This is a genomic window from Pedobacter sp. KH_004 (assembly GCF_057840755.1).
Window position 1 is genome coordinate 4,462,303 of the sequence record NZ_CM174519.1, and the last position, 18,151, is coordinate 4,480,453.

Below are 18,151 nucleotides of genomic sequence, written 5' to 3' on the forward strand. Positions count from 1 at the left end.
TAAAGCTTAAAATTTGATAGTTTCTGTTGGTATGATGCAAAAATCTAAAGCGATGTCATGTTCATTCACATCATCGATTTTATCAATCGCAGGCGACAAAGATAGCCCTATTTTTTGAGCATTTATATTTTGGAGAAAACGGTCGTAAAAGCCTTTGCCGTAACCTACGCGATAACCCCGCCTATCAAAAGCCAGCAATGGGATTAAAACCATATCTATTTCACCATTATGGATGATGCCTTTTTGAGGTTCTAAAATATTGTACAAATTTTTCTGTAAATCGTCCACACCCAGGTATTCGTGATTGGTCATTAAAGCAGTTTCAAAATCAGCCTTCGGAACAATGATTTTGATTTGGGGATGTTGTTCTGCCAGCCATTCGATGAGCAAGAAAGTATTTGGTTCTTTTTTTTCGATGATGGGTAAAAATATATGTAGCGTTTTCACTGCGCTAAAATCCAGCTTAATGAATTGATTTAGCAACCCAGTATTTAGCGATTCATATTCCATATCGCGAATCGCTAATCTATCTTTCAAAGCTTGTTTTCTGATTTCGGATTTTAACATGGCTTTACGTTTAGACAAATATAACAATTAGAAATAGCGCTAGTTTCTGCGCTTAGCAACGGAACATAGTTGTGCTGGCTATATTTCTAAACCCTTTGCCTGCGGCAGGCAGGCGATAGTAGTCGAAATACTTTTTTATGGCAGCAACGCTGAATATGCTGTCATGCTTAGGCACGAAGCATCTGCAGCCGATGAAACAGATCCTTTGTGCCTACCATTGACGTTTTTAACTTTTCGTATTTGCGAAATCGATTTTCTCGATTGAAGCAATCTCATTTGTTGTCTGATTTTATTAAAGGAGATTGCTTCGTGCGTCGCAATGACGGCCGTTCTTAATAAAATTCTCAGCGTAAATCTGCGGTTCCGTAACAAAAATTTTTAACAAAAAAGCCCTTGAAAATAAATCCAAGGGCTCGTTTTAAGATTTTATAATCTATTTTACACGTTCTACATACTCACCTGTACGCGTATCAACTTTAATTTTATCGCCTTGGTTTACGAACATAGGCACTTTAACCTCCACGCCATTTTCAAGTGTTGCCGCTTTTAATGCGTTGGTAGAAGTATCGCCTTTAACTGCTGGTTCAGAATAGGTAATTTCAAACTCAGCAAAGTTTGGCAACTGACCCATAATCGCTTCGTCGCTTTCCATTGAAACGATAACACTCATGCCTTCCTTTAAAAATTTGATTGCAGAACCAAAGAGCGTTTTCTCTACATTGTATTGCTCGTAAGTGTTATTGTCCATTACTACCAGATAATCGCCATCTTCGTAAAGATATTGATAATCGCTAGTTTCCACACGGCAAATTTCAACAGCCTCGTCTGTACCCATACGAGCCTCAACAATTCTGCCCGATTTAATATTACGGAATTTACCGGTGTAAAAAGCGCCGCCTTTACCTGGTGTACGGTGATTCCATTCGTCAACAGTAACTAACTCGCCATTTACACGTAAGATGTTACCGTTTTTAATTTCTGATGCTTTAGCCATATGATGTGATCCTAATTGGATTTATATTTCAGTTTTTTGTGTCGGCAAAGGTAAAATTATTTTAGTAAAAACCTATAAAGGATTAAGGGATAAGGCTTAAGGTTTAGGGAAATTTCGAGCTCAAATTTTTACTTCACCCGCTCCATGTAATCGCCTGTTTTGGTGTCTACTTTTACTTTATCACCCTGGTTAATGAACAATGGAACCCTTATTTCGGCGCCAGTTTCTACAGTGGCATATTTCTGAGCACTTGTAGAAGTGTCACCTTTAACGGCCGGCTCTGTGTAGGTGATTTCCAGCTCTACATTGTTCGGTAATTGCGCAACAATCGGCTCGTCACTTTCAAAAGCAATGGTTACATTCATGCCTTCTTTCAAAAATTTAATTGAGCTTCCGAAAAGTAATTTTGGGATGTTATACTGCTCAAAAGTGTTGTTATCCATTACCACAAGATAATCGCCATCTTCATATAAATACTGATAATCATTGGTTTCAACACGGCAGATGGTCACTTCTTCATCGGTACGGAAACGGTATTCAACAATTTTTCCTGTTTTTACATTGCGCATCCTGGCTTGATAGAATGCCCTCAAATTGCCTGGCGTACGATGAATATATTCTTCTACGCTCACTAACTCTCCGTTAAAACGAAGCACGTTTCCGCTTTTTACTTCTGATGCTTTTGACATTTTTGTAATGTGTTATCTTTAAAAATTTTTGAACATCAAAGTTAAAAAAATCAATTTTGATTTGGAAAGTTCCAAGGGAATTCCTTTCGAGCAAAACCTCTGATTACGGGATTGCTTTCCCGCATTTTCTTTAATATTTTTGTGAAAATAGAGGTATTGTCGGGCAATCGGGTTTAGATAAAGCGGGCTTGGGCAAGAAACAAGATCTTTTTTCTATACTTTACGGAAAAAGAAAAACCTTCGTATAAAAGAAATGCCTTTGGGAACCACTCCAAAGGCATAATCAACCTAAACCTCAAACTAAACTATGAAAAAATTTTTTCGCTTTTTAAAGCTGTATATCTTGTTTCCGTATTACGGAGAATATGATCGTTTTCCTGGGAGAGATAAATTAAAATTTCTTTCTCTTTTTGGTGGTGCAAAGGTAAGAAGTATTCATCAATTACAAAATATTTTTATTAAAATTAATTTATAATACAAAGTGATGACAAAAGAAGTGTTTTCTTCTAAATGAGTTTTGGGTGTAAACTATTTAAAATCAGCTATTTGAATCTGTTCTGTACAGAAATCGTATTCTTGAATTTGGTTTGAACCGATTATTGTCAACCTGCCTTTTGTAAAGTTTTCAATTAATTCTCGGTACCAGGTTATCCCCTGAACGTCTAAATTACTCGTGGGTTCATCCAGAAATAATATTGGTGAGTTAGAACAGCAGGCCAAAGCCAGTTTAGTTCTTTGTTTCATTCCCGATGAGAAGTACTTAATTTCTTTGTTAGCCGATTTCTCTAAACCCAAAATGGAAATCAAAGATTTAGCATCAACTCCGGCTGCGAAATTCTTGAACTTGAAATGGAAATCAATTATTTCTTTCAAAGTAAAAGTTTCTACCAGTTCTAAATAAGGAGCAGCTAAACTGATGTGTGTGTAAATATCCTCTATGGCAATTTCTTTATCATCCGAAAACGAGAGTGTTCCCTCCGATGGTGTTAAACTTCCAGTTAAAACACTCAATAAAGTAGATTTCCCTGAACCATTGGGACCTAAAATAGCATAACTGTTGCCAGTGCTGAATTCGGTGCTGAGATTTCTAAAAATCCATTCTTTATTAAACCTTCTGCCAACATGATTTAAAACGATTTTCATTAAGCGTTTTGCGATTAGTGATTAAACATTCAGCAATTTGGCCATGCAAACACTATTGTCTACACCGATATACTGACCATAGTTCGGTATAATCTTGTAGCCACTTTTCTGGTATAAAGCAATGGCTTCGGGTTGCTTTTTGCCTGTTTCTAAAACCGTTTGACTAAAGCCTAATTCTGCAGCCCAATTTTCCAGTTCAGATAAAACATTGGCTGCAATACCTTGTTTTCTATAACTAGGATGAACAAACATGCGTTTAACTTCGGCTGCTGCTGTAGAGAAGGGTTTTATTGCGCCACAAGCAATAGGAATTTCTTTTTGATAGGCAACAACAACTTCTTTAATCGCATCTACTTTATTAAATTGAGCATAAAAGGCATGTTCATCACCATCTCTAATGGCTAAATCTTTATCTAACAAAATAACCAGTTCTCGAAAATCAGCGTTGTCTGAATGGGTTCTGATTAGCGTCAAATTGCTCATGAATAATTGCTTTAAGCTTTGCTCTGTCTGCTGTAGCCTTAGCTGCCCATTCCGAAACCTTTCATCACACCACGGTTAGAATTGCGAATGAAATCTACAATTTCATCACGAATTTCCGTTGGTTTGAATTCGGCCTCGATCATGTCTAGAGCCTTGGTTACGTTATTGTGTTTTACAAAAAGAACACGGTAAATTTCCTGAATCTCATCAATCTGTTCGTTGGTAAAACCCCTTCTGCGCAAGCCAACGGAATTAATACCAGCATAAGAAAGTGGCTCACGGGCAGCCTTAACATACGGAGGAACGTCTTTACGAACCAAGGATCCGCCAGTCACAAATGCGTAAGAACCAACCTTAACAAATTGGTGAATAGCCACCAAGCCAGCAAGAACAACATTGTTTCCAATGGTAATGTGCCCGGCAAGAGTGGTGCTGTTAGAGAAAATACAATTGTTGCCTACCTCACAATCATGTGCGATGTGGGAATAAGCCTGGATTAAACAGTTGCTGCCAATTGTTGTTTTCCATTTATCTTTTGTTCCCCGGTTTATCGTTACGCACTCACGAATGGTGGTGTTATCACCAATTTCGGCAGTAGTAACCTCGCCGGCGAATTTCAAATCCTGAGGCTCTCCAGAAATTACTGCTCCTGGGAAAATTCGGCAGTTTTTGCCAATACGAGCACCGTCCATAATCGTTACGTTCGAGCCAATCCAGGTTCCTTCTCCAATGACAACGTCTTTATGTATCACTACAAAAGGTTCAATTACCACATTTTCGGCAATTTTGGCTTGAGGATGTATGTATGCTAAAGGTTGTATCATTATTGGGTTGGTTCTGCTTGTTTAACTTTTGAAATTTGAGCCATCATCTCGGCTTCTACGACGATTTTTTCCCCAACCATGCCAACACCTTTCATCTGAGCAATACCTCTTCTGATGGGTTCCAGCAAGTCGCAGCGGAAAACTATCGTGTCGCCTGGAAGAACCTGAGCTCTAAAACGAACGTTATCGATTTTTAAAAAATAGGTAAGGTAATTACTTGGATCTGGAACGGTACTTAAAACTAAAATGCCACCCACTTGTGCCATCGCCTCGATTTGAATTACACCAGGAAATACCGGTGCGCCAGGGAAATGCCCTTTAAAAAACTCTTCATTCATGGTTACGTTTTTAACACCCACAACATGGTTTTTAGAAAGCTCCAGAATTTTATCTACAAATAAAAACGGCTGCCGATGAGGCAAAATTTCCATAATCTGTACCACATCATACAACGGCTTAGCACTTGGATCGTACACTTTCTGAATTTTTTTGTTTTTTTCCTTTTTAATAGCGGCTTTTATCTTTTTAGCAAAAGCTACGTTAGCGGCATGGCCCGGACGAGCTGCCATAATATGACCTTTTAAGTGCATACCAACCAAAGCTAAATCGCCAATCATATCCAATAATTTATGACGAGCAGGCTCGTTTTGATAGCGTAACTCCATATTGTTTAAAATACCTTGTGGAGCCACATCAATATCGGCACGGTTAAAAAGTTTAGCTAAATGGCTTAACTCGTCCTTAGTAACTTCTTTGTCAACAATAACTATGGCGTTATTTAAATCTCCTCCCTTAATCAAGTTATGAGAAAGCTGATATTCTAACTCATGTAAGAAACAAAAAGTACGGCAAGAAGCAATTTCTTTTTTAAACTCGGCAATGGTGTTGATGCCAGCATGTTGGCTGCCCAAAACCGGCGAGTTATAGTCAATCATACAAGTAAAGCGGTAGTCATCTAAAGGCATAGCCACGATTTCAACTTTTCTGTCTTCTTCTGTATAAGTGATGTTATGAGGAATGGTAAAATATTCACGATCGGCATTTTGTTCAACTAACCCAACTTGTTCCAATAAATCAATAAACTGGATGGAACTGCCATCCATAATCGGGGTTTCCGGACCATCAAGCTTAATTAGAATGTTGTCTAAGTCCATCCCTACAAGCGAGGCCATTACATGTTCAACTGTACTGACGCTTGCACCATTTTGTGTAATAGTTGTTCCACGAGAAGTATCGGTTACATTATCTGCATCAGCATCAATAATCGGTTGTCCATCTAAATCAATACGTTGAAATTTAAAGCCATGATTTTCAGGCGCAGGGCAAAAAGTAAGGGTAACATTAGCGCCTGTGTGTAAACCGACACCTGCAGCTGATATTTCTTGTTTAATCGTCTTTTGTCTAACGTTCATTGTGTATTGTATTCTTTTCCAATTCGGCGGTGAGCCTTTCCAATTCTTTTTCTAGAGCGTTTATTCTTTTTTCTACATCTGGTAGATGTTTAAAAATTACCGAGGCACGCATCCAGTTACGCAGGGGTTGCGCCGGACTACCATGCCATTGTTTATTTTCTTCAGTGATGTTGAAATTAATCCCGGCCTGTGCACCAATTTGAGTGCCTTTAGCTAAAGTTAAATGCCCTGCAATACCAACCTGGCCGCCAACAACACTGTTAGGACCGATTTTCGTGCTTCCAGATATACCAGATTGCGCTGCCAAAACGGTGTTTTCCCCAATTTCCACATTGTGGGCAATCTGAATCAGGTTGTCGATTTTTGCGCCTTTTTTTACAATAGTCGAACCCATTGTAGCGCGATCTACAGTTGTATTTGCACCGATTTCGACATCATCTTCTATAATAACATTTCCAATTTGAGGAATCTTATTGTACGTTCCATCTTTCTGCGGAGCAAATCCAAAACCATCACTTCCGATTACGGTATTGGAATGAATGATTACCCGATTGCCAACAATGGAGTTGTGATAAATTTTTACACCGGGAAAAAAAATGCTGTTTTCGCCAACTTTGGAATTTGCTCCAACAAATGTTTGTGCATTTAACCTGCTGCCATCGCCTATTACCACATTTTCGGCAACATAGGCAAAGGCATCAATAAAAACATTTTTGCCAATTTTAGCCGATGGATGCACGAAAGCTAACTTATCAATACCAGATTGGGCCGCTTGTGCGTTTACCGCTTCGTTGTATTTATCCAATAAAACAGTAAATGAACTATATGGATTATCAACACGAATTAATGTGCTTGTATAGGGTTGTGTAGGGGCGAAATCCTTTGAAACGATAACTACAGACGCCTGCGTAGAATACAGGAAGTTTTCATACTTCGGGTTAGAAAGAAAAGACAAGGAGCCTTCTTTACCATCTTCTATTTTGGAAAGTTCGGTAACGGCTGCATCGGGGTTACCATCGATGGAACCGTTTAAAAACTCGCTTATCTGCTTTGCAGTAAATTGCATCGTACAAAGGTATATGTTAAATTGATATGAACAAAAAAACCTATCAAGGTTAAACCGTGTATATTTTACACAATAGTAAGACTTAAAACGGCAGTAAAAGTTAAATATTTTGTTAATTAATCTTAAATCCCCCTTGGGTAGCAGAGAATATATTTCTCTACTGTTTTCTGCAAGGATTCCAGGTTCGATAAATCCGAAGCTTTGGCAATATCAACAATATCGTTATTTTTCATTAAAATCTTGATGTTTCCAACCCCGGCATTGTAAGCCCGGTTTTGTATCGCATCGGTAAACACAAAATATCTGGCTTCTTCAGGCTTAATTCCAAGTAAAGCAACGGTAGCGTCTTTTAAGAAATTAACCCGATCTACAGGTGCCCTTTCATTGCTCATTTCTACTTTATATAAATTTCTTGAGGTAAGCATCTGGCAAAGAGTTGATAGTATTTTATCAGGATGTTTTACCCAAACCTTCACTGCGGCGTATATATCCTGATCATCCAGATTGGTGAAGTGCTCCAGATTTTCGTGTTGCGAAAAGAAGTTGTTTTCGCTGATATCATGATCGAAAAAATACCTTAATGAAGGCGCTGCAAATAAATCTTCGCCTGCGGACGATAGTTCCTTTGCCCTTTCCAGTAATTTCACCAGAATCATCTCCCCAGCGATAACCGTTTTGTGCAAATAAACCTGCCAATACATTAAACGGCGGGCGATAAGAAATTTTTCAATTGAATAGATTCCTTTTTCTTCGATCACTAAATCATCATCAAATACATTAAACATTTTGATAATCCGATCGAAACTGATTACCCCTTCACTTACTCCAGTAAAAAAGCTATCGCGGTTTAGGTAATCCATCCTATCTAAATCCAGCTGCCCAGAAATCAATTGATGAAGAAATCTTTTCGGGTAGGTGCCATTAAATACTTCAATTGCATGAGTTAGTTTGCCACTAAAATGATCATTCAAATCATACATCAGCTTTGCTGAAATATCTTCGTGTTTAATGCCTGTAACCAGCGAGTGTTCTAGGGCATGCGAAAATGGACCGTGGCCAATATCGTGTAGTAAAATAGCCAGTATAGCCGCTTCTTCTTCTCCCTCGGTTATAGTATTGCCCTTACTTCTTAAAACTTCGATAGCCAAACCCATGAGGTGCATGGCGCCTAAAGCGTGATGAAAACGGGTATGTAAAGCACCTGGATATACCAAATGCGTCATTCCAAGTTGTTTTATATAACGTAAACGCTGGAAATAGGGATGCGAAATGACATCGTAAACCAGTTCTGAGGGAATGTTGATGAAACCGTAAACCGGATCGTTTATTATTTTCTTCTTATTCAATCGTTAAAAATAGTTAAATAGATAGATACGGTACAAAAATTGCTATTTTTATTTATAGATTGATTTACCCGCCAAAATAAAAAGGCAATACATACCTATTTTTACAAAAACATGCAAGAAACTAAAATATTGTGGGCCGATGACGAAATTGACCTATTAAAACCACATATACTTTTATTAAATGATAAAGGTTACGCAGTAACCACTTTTACCAATGGTAACGATGCCCTCGAAGCTTTCGGAAAAACCCATTTCGACCTTGTTTTTTTAGATGAAAATATGCCTGGAATGAGTGGCATTGAAACCCTGTCTGCCATCAAAAATCTTAATCCGGATGTGCCTGTTGTACTCATCACCAAAAGTGAAGAAGAAAACCTTATGGAGGATGCGATTGGAAGTAAGATCGACGATTATCTAATCAAACCGGTAAACCCGAAACAGGTTTTATTAACGATTAAAAAGTTGATTGATAACAAACGTTTGGTAAGCGAGAAAACATCAATGGCTTACCAACAGGATTTTCGCCGTTTGGGGATGACCCTTGGCGACAGATTGAATTATGAAGAATGGGTAGATGTCTACAAAAAAATAGTTTTCTGGGAACTGGAACTGGAGAAGCTGGACGACCCACAAATGCATGAGATTTTAACCATGCAGAAACAGGAAGCGAATACACAGTTCACCAAATTTATTGAAGAAAATTATCTCAACTGGATTAAGAACAAGGACCAGGCGCCTTTGCTTTCTAACGAATTGTTGAAGAAAAAAGCTTTCCCACATATTAATGATACCACGCCGGTATTTTTTATTCTGATCGATAATTTGCGTTATGATCAATGGAAAATTATTAACCCCTTAATTTCTGAATATTTTAGAATTGACGAGGAAGATATGTACACTAGCATTTTGCCAACAGCAACCCAATATGCCCGTAATTCGATTTTTTCAGGTTTAATGCCTTTGGATATGGAAAAGCGGTTTCCACAGCTTTGGCAAAATGATGATGATGAGGGCGGAAAAAATATGCATGAAGAGGCTTTCCTGGCCGACAACATCAAGCGTAGCTTAAGAAAAGATTGCAAATTCAGTTATAATAAGATTTTAACATTTGAGCAAGGGAAAGATTTGGTTGAGCAAACCAATAACCTGCTTCAGAATGATTTCAATGCAATTGTTTTCAATTTTGTTGATATGCTAAGTCATGCCCGTACCGACATGCAGATGATCCGTGAGTTAGCAAACGACGATGCGGCTTACCGTTCGCTAACGTTATCCTGGTTTGAGCATTCTCCGCTTTGGGATTTATTAAAGAAAATTTCGCAGAAACAAGTTAAAGTGATCATCACCACCGATCATGGAACTATTCGTGTTAAAAAACCGGTTAAGGTTATTGGCGACAGGGCGACGAACACAAATTTAAGGTACAAACAAGGCAGAAACCTGAATTTTAATGCTAAAGAGGTTTTTCTGATTAAAAACCCTCATGATGCATTATTGCCAAAAATCAATATCAGCAGTAGTTATATTTTTGCCCGTGAAGATAGCTATTTCGTTTATCCAAATAACTACAACCAGTTTGTAAATTACTACAATGAAACATTTCAGCATGGAGGAATTTCGTTGGAAGAAATGATTATTCCGGTGGTAACCTATTCGCCAAGATAATATCTAAACCCTAAAGCGGAATAAGAAGGCAAAAGCAATGCATTTATGTATTACTTTTGCCTTTATTAATTTAAAATGGAGATAGCAATTAACGGTTTATCAGATTTGCCTCAGGTAGCGCAACAACTTTTAGAATTTTCTAAGGGGGAAAAGATTTTCATTTTCGATGGGGAAATGGGCGCAGGCAAAACCACTTTTATTAAAATTTTTTGCAAAACATTAGGCGTACAGGATGTGGTTTCGAGCCCAACTTATTCTATCGTAAATGAATACGAAAGTCCTAACGGTTCGGTATTTCATTTTGATTTTTACCGCATCAAAGATATTCAGGAAGCATACGATTTAGGCTACGAAGAGTACTTTTATGGTGGAGGCATTTGTTTGATTGAATGGCCTGAAAGAGTAGCCGAGTTATTGCCAGCTCATCTTGTAAAAGTTGAGATAGCTATTGTCGATGAGTATCGGAGAGTATTCAGTTTCAGTAAGGTATAACATTTAGTTTTCCAATAATTAATAGATTTTCCGTACCTTGAACAACCTAAAACTAACATATTTTTAAGCAGCATGGCTACAGGATTACGCGAAGGAATGGCCGATATCGCTCGTCAGGGTTTATTGCAAACACAGGAGGCGACACTAGAAACCAGAAACAGGAAAAATAGCCTGAACATCGGAATACCAAAAGAAATTTCTTTTCAGGAAAATCGAATTGCGCTAACACCACTTTCGGTTGCGCTGTTGGTTAACAATGGCCATAGGGTAATATTAGAAAGTGGCGCAGGAACAGCTGCAAATTTTTCTGATTCAGAATATGCTGAGCAAGGTGCAAAAATCGCTTATGATAAAAAAGAGGTTTTCGATTCGGATATCCTGGTGAAAATTGCACCACCGATGCTGGAAGAAATTGAAATGATGCACAAAGGGCAGACCTTGATTTCTTCACTGCAAACCGGAACTTTAAAGCAAGATTATTTGAAAGCATTAATGCAGAAAAAGATCAATGCTTTGTGTTTTGAAAACCTGCGTGATGAAGGGAATGTGTTGAGCGTGGTGCGGGCCATGAGTGAAATTGTAGGCTCTACGTCCATTTTAATTGCTGCGGAATATTTAAGTAATGTTACGGGGGGAAAAGGGTTGATGTTGGGTGGTTTTACAGGGGTTCCGCCGACAGAAATTGTAATTTTAGGCGCTGGAACGGTAGGAGAATATGCCGCAAGAACAGCATTAGCACTTGGTGCTGAAGTAAAGGTTTTTGATAGCTCGATTTATCGGTTGCGCCGTTTACAAAATAATTTAGGGAGTCGTGTTTTCACCTCGGTAATGCAGCCGATTGTTTTAAATAAAGCCATTGTAACTTGCGATGTAGTCATTGGTGCCATCCGTGCCAGTCATGGTAGAAGTCCTTGTGTGGTGATGGAAGAAACGGTTGCTAAAATGAAACCACATTCGGTGGTGATTGATATTAGCATTGATCAGGGCGGGTGTTTTGAAACTTCGGAAGTAACTAACCACACCAATCCAATTTTTAGAAAGTATGATGTGATTCATTATTGCGTTCCGAATATCGCATCCCGTGTTCCGAGAACTGCATCTTACGCATTGACGAATATTTTTGCTCCAATTTTACTGGATATTGGTGAGTTTGGAGGATTGATGAATATGGTTTGGAATAACCCAGGAATTCGCGAAGCACTTTACATTTATCAGGGAAATTGTACCAATAAAGATCTGGCCGATATGTTTAATTTGCCATTTAAAGATTTGGAGTTGCTCGTGGTTTCAAATCAGTAATTATATACTTGTGCCTCGCAATGACGACCTAAGTGCAATATCCATTAACATGAAAATCAAACTCCTCTTTTTATTTCTGATCTTTTCATTTTCTACTTTCGCTCAAAACAGTTCGCCATCGAAACTGACTGTTGTAAGTTCGTACAACCAATACCTGGCATCTGTAAAAACCAATCCGAATAATGAATTGATAGAGATTAAAGAAGCAATCCCTAGCATTAAGTTAGATATTCGTTACGCTACGAAGAATAATTTTATGAAACAGGTGATGTACAAACAGGCGAGGGCCTTTGCCCGAAAACCGGTTGTAGAATCGCTAAAAAAAATCCAGAGGGAATTAAATAAAAAAGGTTACGGAATAAAGATTTTCGACGGTTATCGCCCTTACGACATAACTGTTGAGTTTTATAAAAAGGCCAGCGATAAAAACTTTGTGGCTAACCCTGCGAAAGGTTCAAAACACAACAGAGGTTGTGCCGTAGATTTGACACTAATTAACCTAAAAACAGGAAAGGAATTGGCAATGGCGACCCCATACGATAGTTTTTCAGCAGCAGCTGCAGCCAACTATGAACCGGTTTCAGCAGAAGTTAAAAAGAACCGCGATTTGTTAATCTCCACAATGAAGAAATATGAATTGAATGTGTTAGATAACGAATGGTGGCATTATGATTTTTCTGGCTGGCAACAATATGATTTGATGGATATTCGGTTTGAGAAACTATAGCAAGTGCGCTAGTTCATTAGCCATTTGTGCGATTACCATTCCTAACTTGTTTAAAAAGTTTGTAAACAAGCTCTCAACTCCAAACCGACAACTCCCAACTACAGATGATGCGGTCTTCCGTACTGATCTTTTTTCACCTTGGCTTTATCATCTTTCACCGTCAATCGAAAAATATAATCGTAATCGTCATCAGTAAGCATTTCCATTGGTCGTTTTCCACCAAAAGCCTCAATAATTGCTAAAACGGTATTCGAGTGGGCGGCAATAATTACCGTTTTACCGCTATAGTTTTTTTTAACGGAGTCTACCAATGATTTCGGATCAGTGTAATTAATAACCTTCGGGATAATTAACGAATCTAATGTTTGATGTGTTCTTTTATATGCTGTGCTGTATCCTACGTCAAACTTCACATTCTTCAAAAACGTAGCTAAGTCACCGGCTCTAATTCTGCCTTCATCCGAAAGGTTTGGATCTTTGTCTTCAGGGTTCGATTTGTCTTTTTCAGCATGGCGAACTACCCAAACTTCGGTATTTTGCGCTAAAACAGCAGTTGACACTAGCAGACATAGGGAGAAGAAAAAAATCAATCGTTTCATTTTATAAAGATTAGAAAATTTATTGGCTTGTGCCATACTTGTCTTAGTTAGACTTAAACCAGGGCTCTTATTAAAGTTTCAATATCCTCCGGCTCATGCCAGCTACTCAGCACAATCCTGTTTATGGAGTCACTATTTGCGTTTGGATAAGGAAAAGAAGAGATCAGAATTTTTTTTAATAACAAATCATCGCTCAGCGTAGGGTAATTGAGAAAGTAAGCAGGAAAATCCTGCTCAAACTTCCAGGTTGGATTTAATGAATTTCTAAAACGAGAGATGTTATCCTGAAGCTTCTTCCATGCATGACGATAAATTTCTTGGGCATGGATAAATGCATAAATTCCAGCTGCGGCAGGGGGAGAGGCGCCAACAAATATATTGCAGCTTTTAAGTTGCCTGACTATTTTTTTGTCGCCGAGCACTATTCCTGCGTCTACGCCAAGGGCTTTTGCCATAGATGCAACAACCACGCAAGTTAAGTTTTTAAGTTTCGGTAAGTTAGCAAAGGTGCCTGAGCCATTGTTGTTTACCCCAATTCCATGAGAATCATCAACAATCAGTATTATATTTTTATCAGATGAGATTTCTTTCAGGAAGTCGAAATCATAAATTTCAGGGAAAAGATTGTTCATCGAATTGCTAATCAGCACCCAGTTTTGCTGTTCAGCCTCATTAATTAATGCAACAACCTCAGTTTTCCATTCCAAAAAAGACGACGACAACACCTCTGGCGATTCGTTTAACCACAACGCAGGATGAGTTAAAGGCGCATAAACGACATTCCCAAATGTGGCTAAAGTTTTAACGGTAAGTTGTGCTGCCAAATAACCGCTGGATGTAATTAAGGCATCTTCAGCACAAAATCGCCGGGCAGCTTCACATTCCCCTACTTCATAAATGCCCAATTGAATATTATTACTCCGGCTGGTGCCGTTATTCAAACCGAATTTCTTAATGCCTTCGATATATAAATCAATAAAGTCCTGATTTTGTGGAATGCCGAGATAAGCCGTTCCGCCGAAATAAAGATAGGATTCTCCATCAATGGTAATTTTATTAGAGAATGGCCCCTTAACCGATCTGAAATTGGTATTCATTTATTGTAATTTCTGCCCAATTCATCATTGGCTGCTCTAATAATTGATTTGTTGCCGTTGTCATCATGATAGAATTCCCAAAACATTATGCCATTGGCAGTTTCTTTTGCGAGTTTGGCTTTTTTCTTCGTAGTCATTAGGCCATTATAATAATACTGAACATTATCAATTGTAGCATAATCCAAATTAACATCAGCATTAGCGGCTACAAAATCCCGGTAAGCTTTTGAAGCATTCGAAGCATTTTTTCCATAGGCGGGAATTCCTAAAACTGCCTTTTCTTTTGGCATACCACGTGTACCCATCCAATAATTTAAACTGGCCACCGCCATGTTGTAAGAAGCATGTTGAATGGGTTCATTCTTGTCCCAACCGACGCCATCATAGACCATGATGTTGAAGAAATCAACAGTAGGAAAAACCTCGTTTTTTAATCCATCGCGGATGCTGCCGGCATAAACTCCGGGAGTTATGGCAGCACTTAAAAACTTGTGATATTTGTGCAGGGAATCAGAAAGTTCTTTCATCAATAACACATAATTATCTGCAGATCCATCTGCGGTACTTGGATATTCCCAATCCATATCTACGCCATCAAGGTTATTGGTTCGGGCAAAGGCTAGAACGTTCTTTACAAAAAGCTTTCTCGCTGTTACTGAAGTAGCCATTTCAATGAAAATGCTGCGGGTGCCCGAAACTGAAATGCCTGTTTTAACACCATTTGCTTTTGCTTTCTGCATTACCGCCGAAAATCGTGAGGCTTGTTCCAAAGTGGCTAAAGATCCATCCGTATTTGGATTTAGGAAAGCATAAAATAAATGCGTAATCATTTTATATTTTGCATCAGCAATTCCATTTGGATCGCGATAGCTTGGAAAATAGGCTACAACTTTAAAACTGTTGTCAGCAATATAAGGTGTTGTAGGGACAGTCGGGTCTATCGGTGTAGGCGGTTCAACAACACCCTCACTTTTTTTGCAGGAGCTAATTCCAAGCAACAATGCGACGCCTAGCAATAAGTAGATTTTTCTCATAGGATTAGCGGTTTATTAAGGCTTATATATTCTGCACCAATTAAATTTTCTTAGGCTTTGGACTAAAAGTTTTCATGGATATAAGTCATTATTCTGACCATTTCTGCCCTTACTTCGCTAGTAGGATTAATAAAATTATTATTCATAAAAGAATAGATATACGTTTTACCTTTTTTAGTGAGCACATAACCACTTTGATTGTGAACGCCACCTAATGATCCGGTTTTGCCATAAACAAAAGGCTGATCAGTTTTAGGATAGGCATTTCTGAGTGTTCCGCTTTTTCCTCCAGCCGGGAGCATATCAAAAAGTTTTTCTCTGTTATTTACTAGGTGATAAATGGAATCGAGTAAATAAATATTATCTCGTGGGGTAAATAAATTCTGACGGGACAGGCCAGATCCATCAGCCCATTTTACTTTATCTGGCAAAAAAGATAAATAGTTTTTAGTGATATGCTGAATGGCTTTTGTGGTGCTTAAAGTGTCGCTAATTTGATTGGAGCAAACCAATAATAAATGTTCGGCAATAAAATTATCGCTTGGCAACATCATGTGCTTTAAAACGGAATCGCGTTTGGCGCCTGGAAGTGTTTTTGCATTTGCAGGGATTTTCATTTTTACAACGCCAACACTTTTATGTAGTGTATCCGAAAGTACCTCCAAGGTTGTTTGAACGCTGGTTTTGTAAGGGTTTTGCTGATTGTAATTGGGCTTCACCTCAACTAAAGGATAGCGGAAATGGTTGGTTAAAAAATCTCTGGTTACCTGGAAGCCGCCGGTGGTTTTGCTCGAATCTACCTCGAAGCAATGTGCAAAAACCTTTGGCGAAATATTGATTTTACCGGGAGATTGATAGGTGGAAGTAACCATATTATCCATTATAGGCATTTCTGTAATTTCGGGTTGATAATAATAATCGTAGTCATCCCAACTCCAGCCATCGCCAAAAAAAGTCCCGGAATATCTACCAGGTGCAAAAAATAGTTTTTTATTCGATGCTTGAAGGAAATTGTATGCCGATTTATCTTTAACAGCAAATTGCAGAAACGATGGGTCGCCGGTGCCCCAGAAAATTAAGGAGTCGTTACGTTCAATGTATTTCAAAGCCGGCATTTGCTCTGGCAACATTTTTAAACTGGCAAAAAAAGTATAAAGCTTGGTATTAGATGCTGGCGAGAAGTATTTATCTGCGTCTTTCTCATAAATCATCTTTTTATCGTCCATGTTATAAAGCGCAAAGCCCACTTGGTACGGCTTTATCACCGTCGAATTTTTGAATTCTTTAGCTACTCTTTTGGCAACCATTTTATTGGTAGAGCAACTGGAAATTACCAATACACACGCAAGAGAAAGTGTAAGAAGCTGAGAATGGATTTTATAAATAGGCATGCTGAAAGTTTAGAAATGATAATTACCAACTAATTTATTAAATTTAATTTAATGTTAACCAAATATGCTTCTGTTATCTATCTTGATATCCGCAAATTCGCCATTTGTGTTGCATTTATTTTGTTCGGTTTGCATTCAAAGGCGCAAGAATTTACCTTTCCTGGAAATAAGCAAAAGCAATCTATTCAGTTTAAGTGCATCAAAAACTTGATGATCATTCCAGTTTTTGTAAATGAAAAAGGACCCTATAATTTCGTGCTAGATACCGGTGTAGGGCCAATGATCATCACCGACCCATCAATTATTGATACTTTAAATTTTGGTCTAATGCGAAAAATTAAATTATCGGGCTTGGGGTTGGAAACGGTTGACGCCTATGTATCGCAAAATATTACGGCTAAAATAGGAAGCGCCAAAGTTAATCATATCCCCACAGCTATACTTAAAGAAGATTTGTTCAATCTATCTGGTCATTTAGGGATTAAAATTTACGGTTTAATTGGCTTTAGTTTCTTCAATAGTTTTATTGTTGATATTCGTTATAGCGAGAATAGAATCATATTTAGCGATGTAAGCAGGAAGATAAAATATAGAGGCACCAGGGTGCCGATATTTATTGAGAACTTAAAGCCTTATGTGGATGTTCAAATGGACATTCCTGATAAGGGAAAAGTAAGTACGCGGTTACTGATGGATACCGGGGCCAGTCATGCTTTATCAATGGAAATGTTAAACGGAGGTGCTTTCCCGCTGCCGGAGAAAACTATTAAGGCGAATTTAGGGATGAGCCTGAGCGGACAAATAAAGGGTTATATGGGTAGGATTAGCACTTTTTATTTGGGGGGTCATATTTTTAATGATGTAGTATCGGGTTTCCCGGATTTTGAATCCATTTCAAAAAAGATTGACTTAACTTTTCGCAATGGAAACCTAGGTGCTGAAATGCTACGGAAATTCGATGTACAGCTAAATTACCAGGATAAGTTTATGTACCTGAAACCAAATAGCCTGGCTAGAGTTCCTTTCCAGCATGACATGGTGGGCATGGTAATTTATCTGGATCAGGCAGAGTATAAGAGGGTGATTGTTGGCGAAATTGATGAAGGGTCGCCAGCCGAAAAAGCAGGATTATGCCCGTACGATGAAATTATTGGCGTAAATTTCAAATCCATCAATGCCTATACTTTAAACGATCTGACGGAGATGTTCAAATCTAAAGCCGATAAAACAGTCATATTAGAGGTTTATCGCGACAGCAAAGTTTTCTTTAAAGTGGTCAGGCTTGAAAAAAGGATTTAACCTATTAGTAATTTTATAGTTACA

Annotated in this window: 19 protein-coding genes; 6 read left to right on the forward strand and 13 right to left on the reverse strand. The window is 38.3% G+C overall.

Features of this window, described 5'->3' with window-relative positions; translation table 11 throughout:
* Nucleotides 1–6 precede the first annotated feature (6 nt).
* The 3 genes from AC3ITD_RS19235 to efp (AC3ITD_RS19245) form a co-directional block, all read right to left on the reverse strand.
* Complete coding sequence (locus AC3ITD_RS19235; protein WP_265797229.1) at nucleotides 7–567, reverse strand: 5-formyltetrahydrofolate cyclo-ligase; 561 nt, start codon at nucleotides 565–567, stop codon at nucleotides 7–9.
* Between the two features lie 433 nt (nucleotides 568–1,000).
* On the reverse strand, nucleotides 1,001–1,561 hold the full coding sequence (efp, locus tag AC3ITD_RS19240) for an elongation factor P (protein ID WP_056850640.1): 561 nt from the start codon (nucleotides 1,559–1,561) through the stop codon (nucleotides 1,001–1,003).
* A gap of 128 nt (nucleotides 1,562–1,689) precedes the next feature.
* Complete coding sequence (gene efp / locus AC3ITD_RS19245) at nucleotides 1,690–2,250, reverse strand: elongation factor P (protein WP_265797230.1); 561 nt, start codon at nucleotides 2,248–2,250, stop codon at nucleotides 1,690–1,692.
* A gap of 307 nt (nucleotides 2,251–2,557) precedes the next feature.
* Here efp (AC3ITD_RS19245) and AC3ITD_RS19250 point away from each other — a divergent pair, with 307 nt between their 5' ends.
* Nucleotides 2,558–2,725: a hypothetical protein gene (locus AC3ITD_RS19250; protein WP_265797231.1), complete on the forward strand. Its 168-nt coding sequence runs from the start codon at nucleotides 2,558–2,560 to the stop codon at nucleotides 2,723–2,725.
* Between the two features lie 53 nt (nucleotides 2,726–2,778).
* Here the strand turns inward: AC3ITD_RS19250 and AC3ITD_RS19255 are convergent, their stop codons facing one another.
* The 6 genes from AC3ITD_RS19255 to AC3ITD_RS19280 form a co-directional block, all read right to left on the reverse strand.
* Nucleotides 2,779–3,393, reverse strand: coding sequence for an ABC transporter ATP-binding protein (locus AC3ITD_RS19255; protein WP_489362203.1), 615 nt, complete (start codon nucleotides 3,391–3,393; stop codon nucleotides 2,779–2,781).
* 21 nt (nucleotides 3,394–3,414) lie between these two features.
* Nucleotides 3,415–3,876 (reverse strand): GNAT family N-acetyltransferase, encoded by a 462-nt coding sequence (locus tag AC3ITD_RS19260; RefSeq protein WP_489362205.1) that lies wholly within the window; start codon nucleotides 3,874–3,876, stop codon nucleotides 3,415–3,417.
* A 38-nt stretch (nucleotides 3,877–3,914) separates the two neighbouring features.
* Nucleotides 3,915–4,700, reverse strand: coding sequence for an acyl-ACP--UDP-N-acetylglucosamine O-acyltransferase (gene lpxA / locus AC3ITD_RS19265; RefSeq protein ID WP_029274294.1), 786 nt, complete (start codon nucleotides 4,698–4,700; stop codon nucleotides 3,915–3,917).
* On the reverse strand, nucleotides 4,700–6,112 hold the full coding sequence (locus AC3ITD_RS19270) for a bifunctional UDP-3-O-[3-hydroxymyristoyl] N-acetylglucosamine deacetylase/3-hydroxyacyl-ACP dehydratase (RefSeq protein WP_265797234.1): 1,413 nt from the start codon (nucleotides 6,110–6,112) through the stop codon (nucleotides 4,700–4,702). The genes lpxA and AC3ITD_RS19270 overlap by 1 nt, the downstream gene beginning before the upstream one ends.
* Complete coding sequence (gene lpxD, locus AC3ITD_RS19275; RefSeq protein WP_265797235.1) at nucleotides 6,102–7,178, reverse strand: UDP-3-O-(3-hydroxymyristoyl)glucosamine N-acyltransferase; 1,077 nt, start codon at nucleotides 7,176–7,178, stop codon at nucleotides 6,102–6,104. Before lpxD ends, AC3ITD_RS19270 begins: the two co-directional genes overlap by 11 nt.
* A gap of 122 nt (nucleotides 7,179–7,300) precedes the next feature.
* Entirely contained in the window at nucleotides 7,301–8,524 is a 1,224-nt protein-coding gene (locus AC3ITD_RS19280; protein WP_489362209.1) for an HD domain-containing protein, read from the reverse strand.
* 111 nt (nucleotides 8,525–8,635) lie between these two features.
* On the opposite strand from AC3ITD_RS19280, the gene porX reads away from it, so the two are divergent.
* The 4 genes from porX to AC3ITD_RS19300 all read left to right on the forward strand — a co-directional run bounded on the left by porX (nucleotide 8,636) and on the right by AC3ITD_RS19300 (nucleotide 12,707).
* Nucleotides 8,636–10,189 carry a T9SS response regulator signal transducer PorX gene (gene porX / locus AC3ITD_RS19285; RefSeq protein WP_265797237.1) on the forward strand — a complete coding sequence of 518 codons (1,554 nt, stop codon included), beginning with the start codon at nucleotides 8,636–8,638 and terminating at the stop codon, nucleotides 10,187–10,189.
* Between the two features lie 75 nt (nucleotides 10,190–10,264).
* Complete coding sequence (tsaE, locus tag AC3ITD_RS19290; protein ID WP_265797238.1) at nucleotides 10,265–10,681, forward strand: tRNA (adenosine(37)-N6)-threonylcarbamoyltransferase complex ATPase subunit type 1 TsaE; 417 nt, start codon at nucleotides 10,265–10,267, stop codon at nucleotides 10,679–10,681.
* A gap of 72 nt (nucleotides 10,682–10,753) precedes the next feature.
* Complete coding sequence (locus AC3ITD_RS19295) at nucleotides 10,754–11,980, forward strand: alanine dehydrogenase (protein ID WP_056850650.1); 1,227 nt, start codon at nucleotides 10,754–10,756, stop codon at nucleotides 11,978–11,980.
* A 49-nt stretch (nucleotides 11,981–12,029) separates the two neighbouring features.
* Nucleotides 12,030–12,707 (forward strand): M15 family metallopeptidase, encoded by a 678-nt coding sequence (locus AC3ITD_RS19300; RefSeq protein WP_489362212.1) that lies wholly within the window; start codon nucleotides 12,030–12,032, stop codon nucleotides 12,705–12,707.
* 98 nt (nucleotides 12,708–12,805) lie between these two features.
* On the opposite strand, the gene AC3ITD_RS19305 is transcribed toward AC3ITD_RS19300, so the two are convergent.
* The 4 genes from AC3ITD_RS19305 to AC3ITD_RS19320 form a co-directional block, all read right to left on the reverse strand.
* Nucleotides 12,806–13,306, reverse strand: coding sequence for a phosphoglycerate mutase family protein (locus tag AC3ITD_RS19305; RefSeq protein WP_489362214.1), 501 nt, complete (start codon nucleotides 13,304–13,306; stop codon nucleotides 12,806–12,808).
* A gap of 53 nt (nucleotides 13,307–13,359) precedes the next feature.
* Nucleotides 13,360–14,403 (reverse strand): aminotransferase class I/II-fold pyridoxal phosphate-dependent enzyme, encoded by a 1,044-nt coding sequence (locus AC3ITD_RS19310; RefSeq protein ID WP_489362216.1) that lies wholly within the window; start codon nucleotides 14,401–14,403, stop codon nucleotides 13,360–13,362.
* Nucleotides 14,400–15,437: a glycosyl hydrolase family 18 protein gene (locus tag AC3ITD_RS19315; RefSeq protein WP_489362218.1), complete on the reverse strand. Its 1,038-nt coding sequence runs from the start codon at nucleotides 15,435–15,437 to the stop codon at nucleotides 14,400–14,402. The genes AC3ITD_RS19310 and AC3ITD_RS19315 overlap by 4 nt, the downstream gene beginning before the upstream one ends.
* 62 nt (nucleotides 15,438–15,499) lie before the next feature.
* Entirely contained in the window at nucleotides 15,500–16,828 is a 1,329-nt protein-coding gene (locus tag AC3ITD_RS19320; RefSeq protein ID WP_489362220.1) for a D-alanyl-D-alanine carboxypeptidase/D-alanyl-D-alanine-endopeptidase, read from the reverse strand.
* A gap of 51 nt (nucleotides 16,829–16,879) precedes the next feature.
* On the opposite strand from AC3ITD_RS19320, the gene AC3ITD_RS19325 reads away from it, so the two are divergent.
* Complete coding sequence (locus AC3ITD_RS19325; protein ID WP_489362222.1) at nucleotides 16,880–18,127, forward strand: pepsin/retropepsin-like aspartic protease family protein; 1,248 nt, start codon at nucleotides 16,880–16,882, stop codon at nucleotides 18,125–18,127.
* Nucleotides 18,128–18,151: the final 24 nt, after the last annotated feature.

Bases quoted from the DNA above. Each gene is read 5' to 3' on its own strand.
- AC3ITD_RS19235 (WP_265797229.1), bottom strand. From the start codon at position 567: ATGTTAAAATCCGAAATCAGAAAACAAGCTTTGAAAGATAGATTAGCG.
- efp (WP_056850640.1), bottom strand. From the start codon at position 1,561: ATGGCTAAAGCATCAGAAATTAAAAACGGTAACATCTTACGTGTAAAT.
- efp (WP_265797230.1), bottom strand. From the start codon at position 2,250: ATGTCAAAAGCATCAGAAGTAAAAAGCGGAAACGTGCTTCGTTTTAAC.
- AC3ITD_RS19250 (WP_265797231.1), top strand. From the start codon at position 2,558: ATGAAAAAATTTTTTCGCTTTTTAAAGCTGTATATCTTGTTTCCGTAT.
- AC3ITD_RS19255 (WP_489362203.1), bottom strand. From the start codon at position 3,393: ATGAAAATCGTTTTAAATCATGTTGGCAGAAGGTTTAATAAAGAATGG.
- AC3ITD_RS19260 (WP_489362205.1), bottom strand. From the start codon at position 3,876: ATGAGCAATTTGACGCTAATCAGAACCCATTCAGACAACGCTGATTTT.
- lpxA (WP_029274294.1), bottom strand. From the start codon at position 4,700: ATGATACAACCTTTAGCATACATACATCCTCAAGCCAAAATTGCCGAA.
- AC3ITD_RS19270 (WP_265797234.1), bottom strand. From the start codon at position 6,112: ATGAACGTTAGACAAAAGACGATTAAACAAGAAATATCAGCTGCAGGT.
- lpxD (WP_265797235.1), bottom strand. From the start codon at position 7,178: ATGCAATTTACTGCAAAGCAGATAAGCGAGTTTTTAAACGGTTCCATC.
- porX (WP_265797237.1), top strand. From the start codon at position 8,636: ATGCAAGAAACTAAAATATTGTGGGCCGATGACGAAATTGACCTATTA.
- tsaE (WP_265797238.1), top strand. From the start codon at position 10,265: ATGGAGATAGCAATTAACGGTTTATCAGATTTGCCTCAGGTAGCGCAA.
- AC3ITD_RS19295 (WP_056850650.1), top strand. From the start codon at position 10,754: ATGGCTACAGGATTACGCGAAGGAATGGCCGATATCGCTCGTCAGGGT.
- AC3ITD_RS19300 (WP_489362212.1), top strand. From the start codon at position 12,030: ATGAAAATCAAACTCCTCTTTTTATTTCTGATCTTTTCATTTTCTACT.
- AC3ITD_RS19305 (WP_489362214.1), bottom strand. From the start codon at position 13,306: ATGAAACGATTGATTTTTTTCTTCTCCCTATGTCTGCTAGTGTCAACT.
- AC3ITD_RS19310 (WP_489362216.1), bottom strand. From the start codon at position 14,403: ATGAATACCAATTTCAGATCGGTTAAGGGGCCATTCTCTAATAAAATT.
- AC3ITD_RS19315 (WP_489362218.1), bottom strand. From the start codon at position 15,437: ATGAGAAAAATCTACTTATTGCTAGGCGTCGCATTGTTGCTTGGAATT.
- AC3ITD_RS19320 (WP_489362220.1), bottom strand. From the start codon at position 16,828: ATGCCTATTTATAAAATCCATTCTCAGCTTCTTACACTTTCTCTTGCG.
- AC3ITD_RS19325 (WP_489362222.1), top strand. From the start codon at position 16,880: ATGTTAACCAAATATGCTTCTGTTATCTATCTTGATATCCGCAAATTC.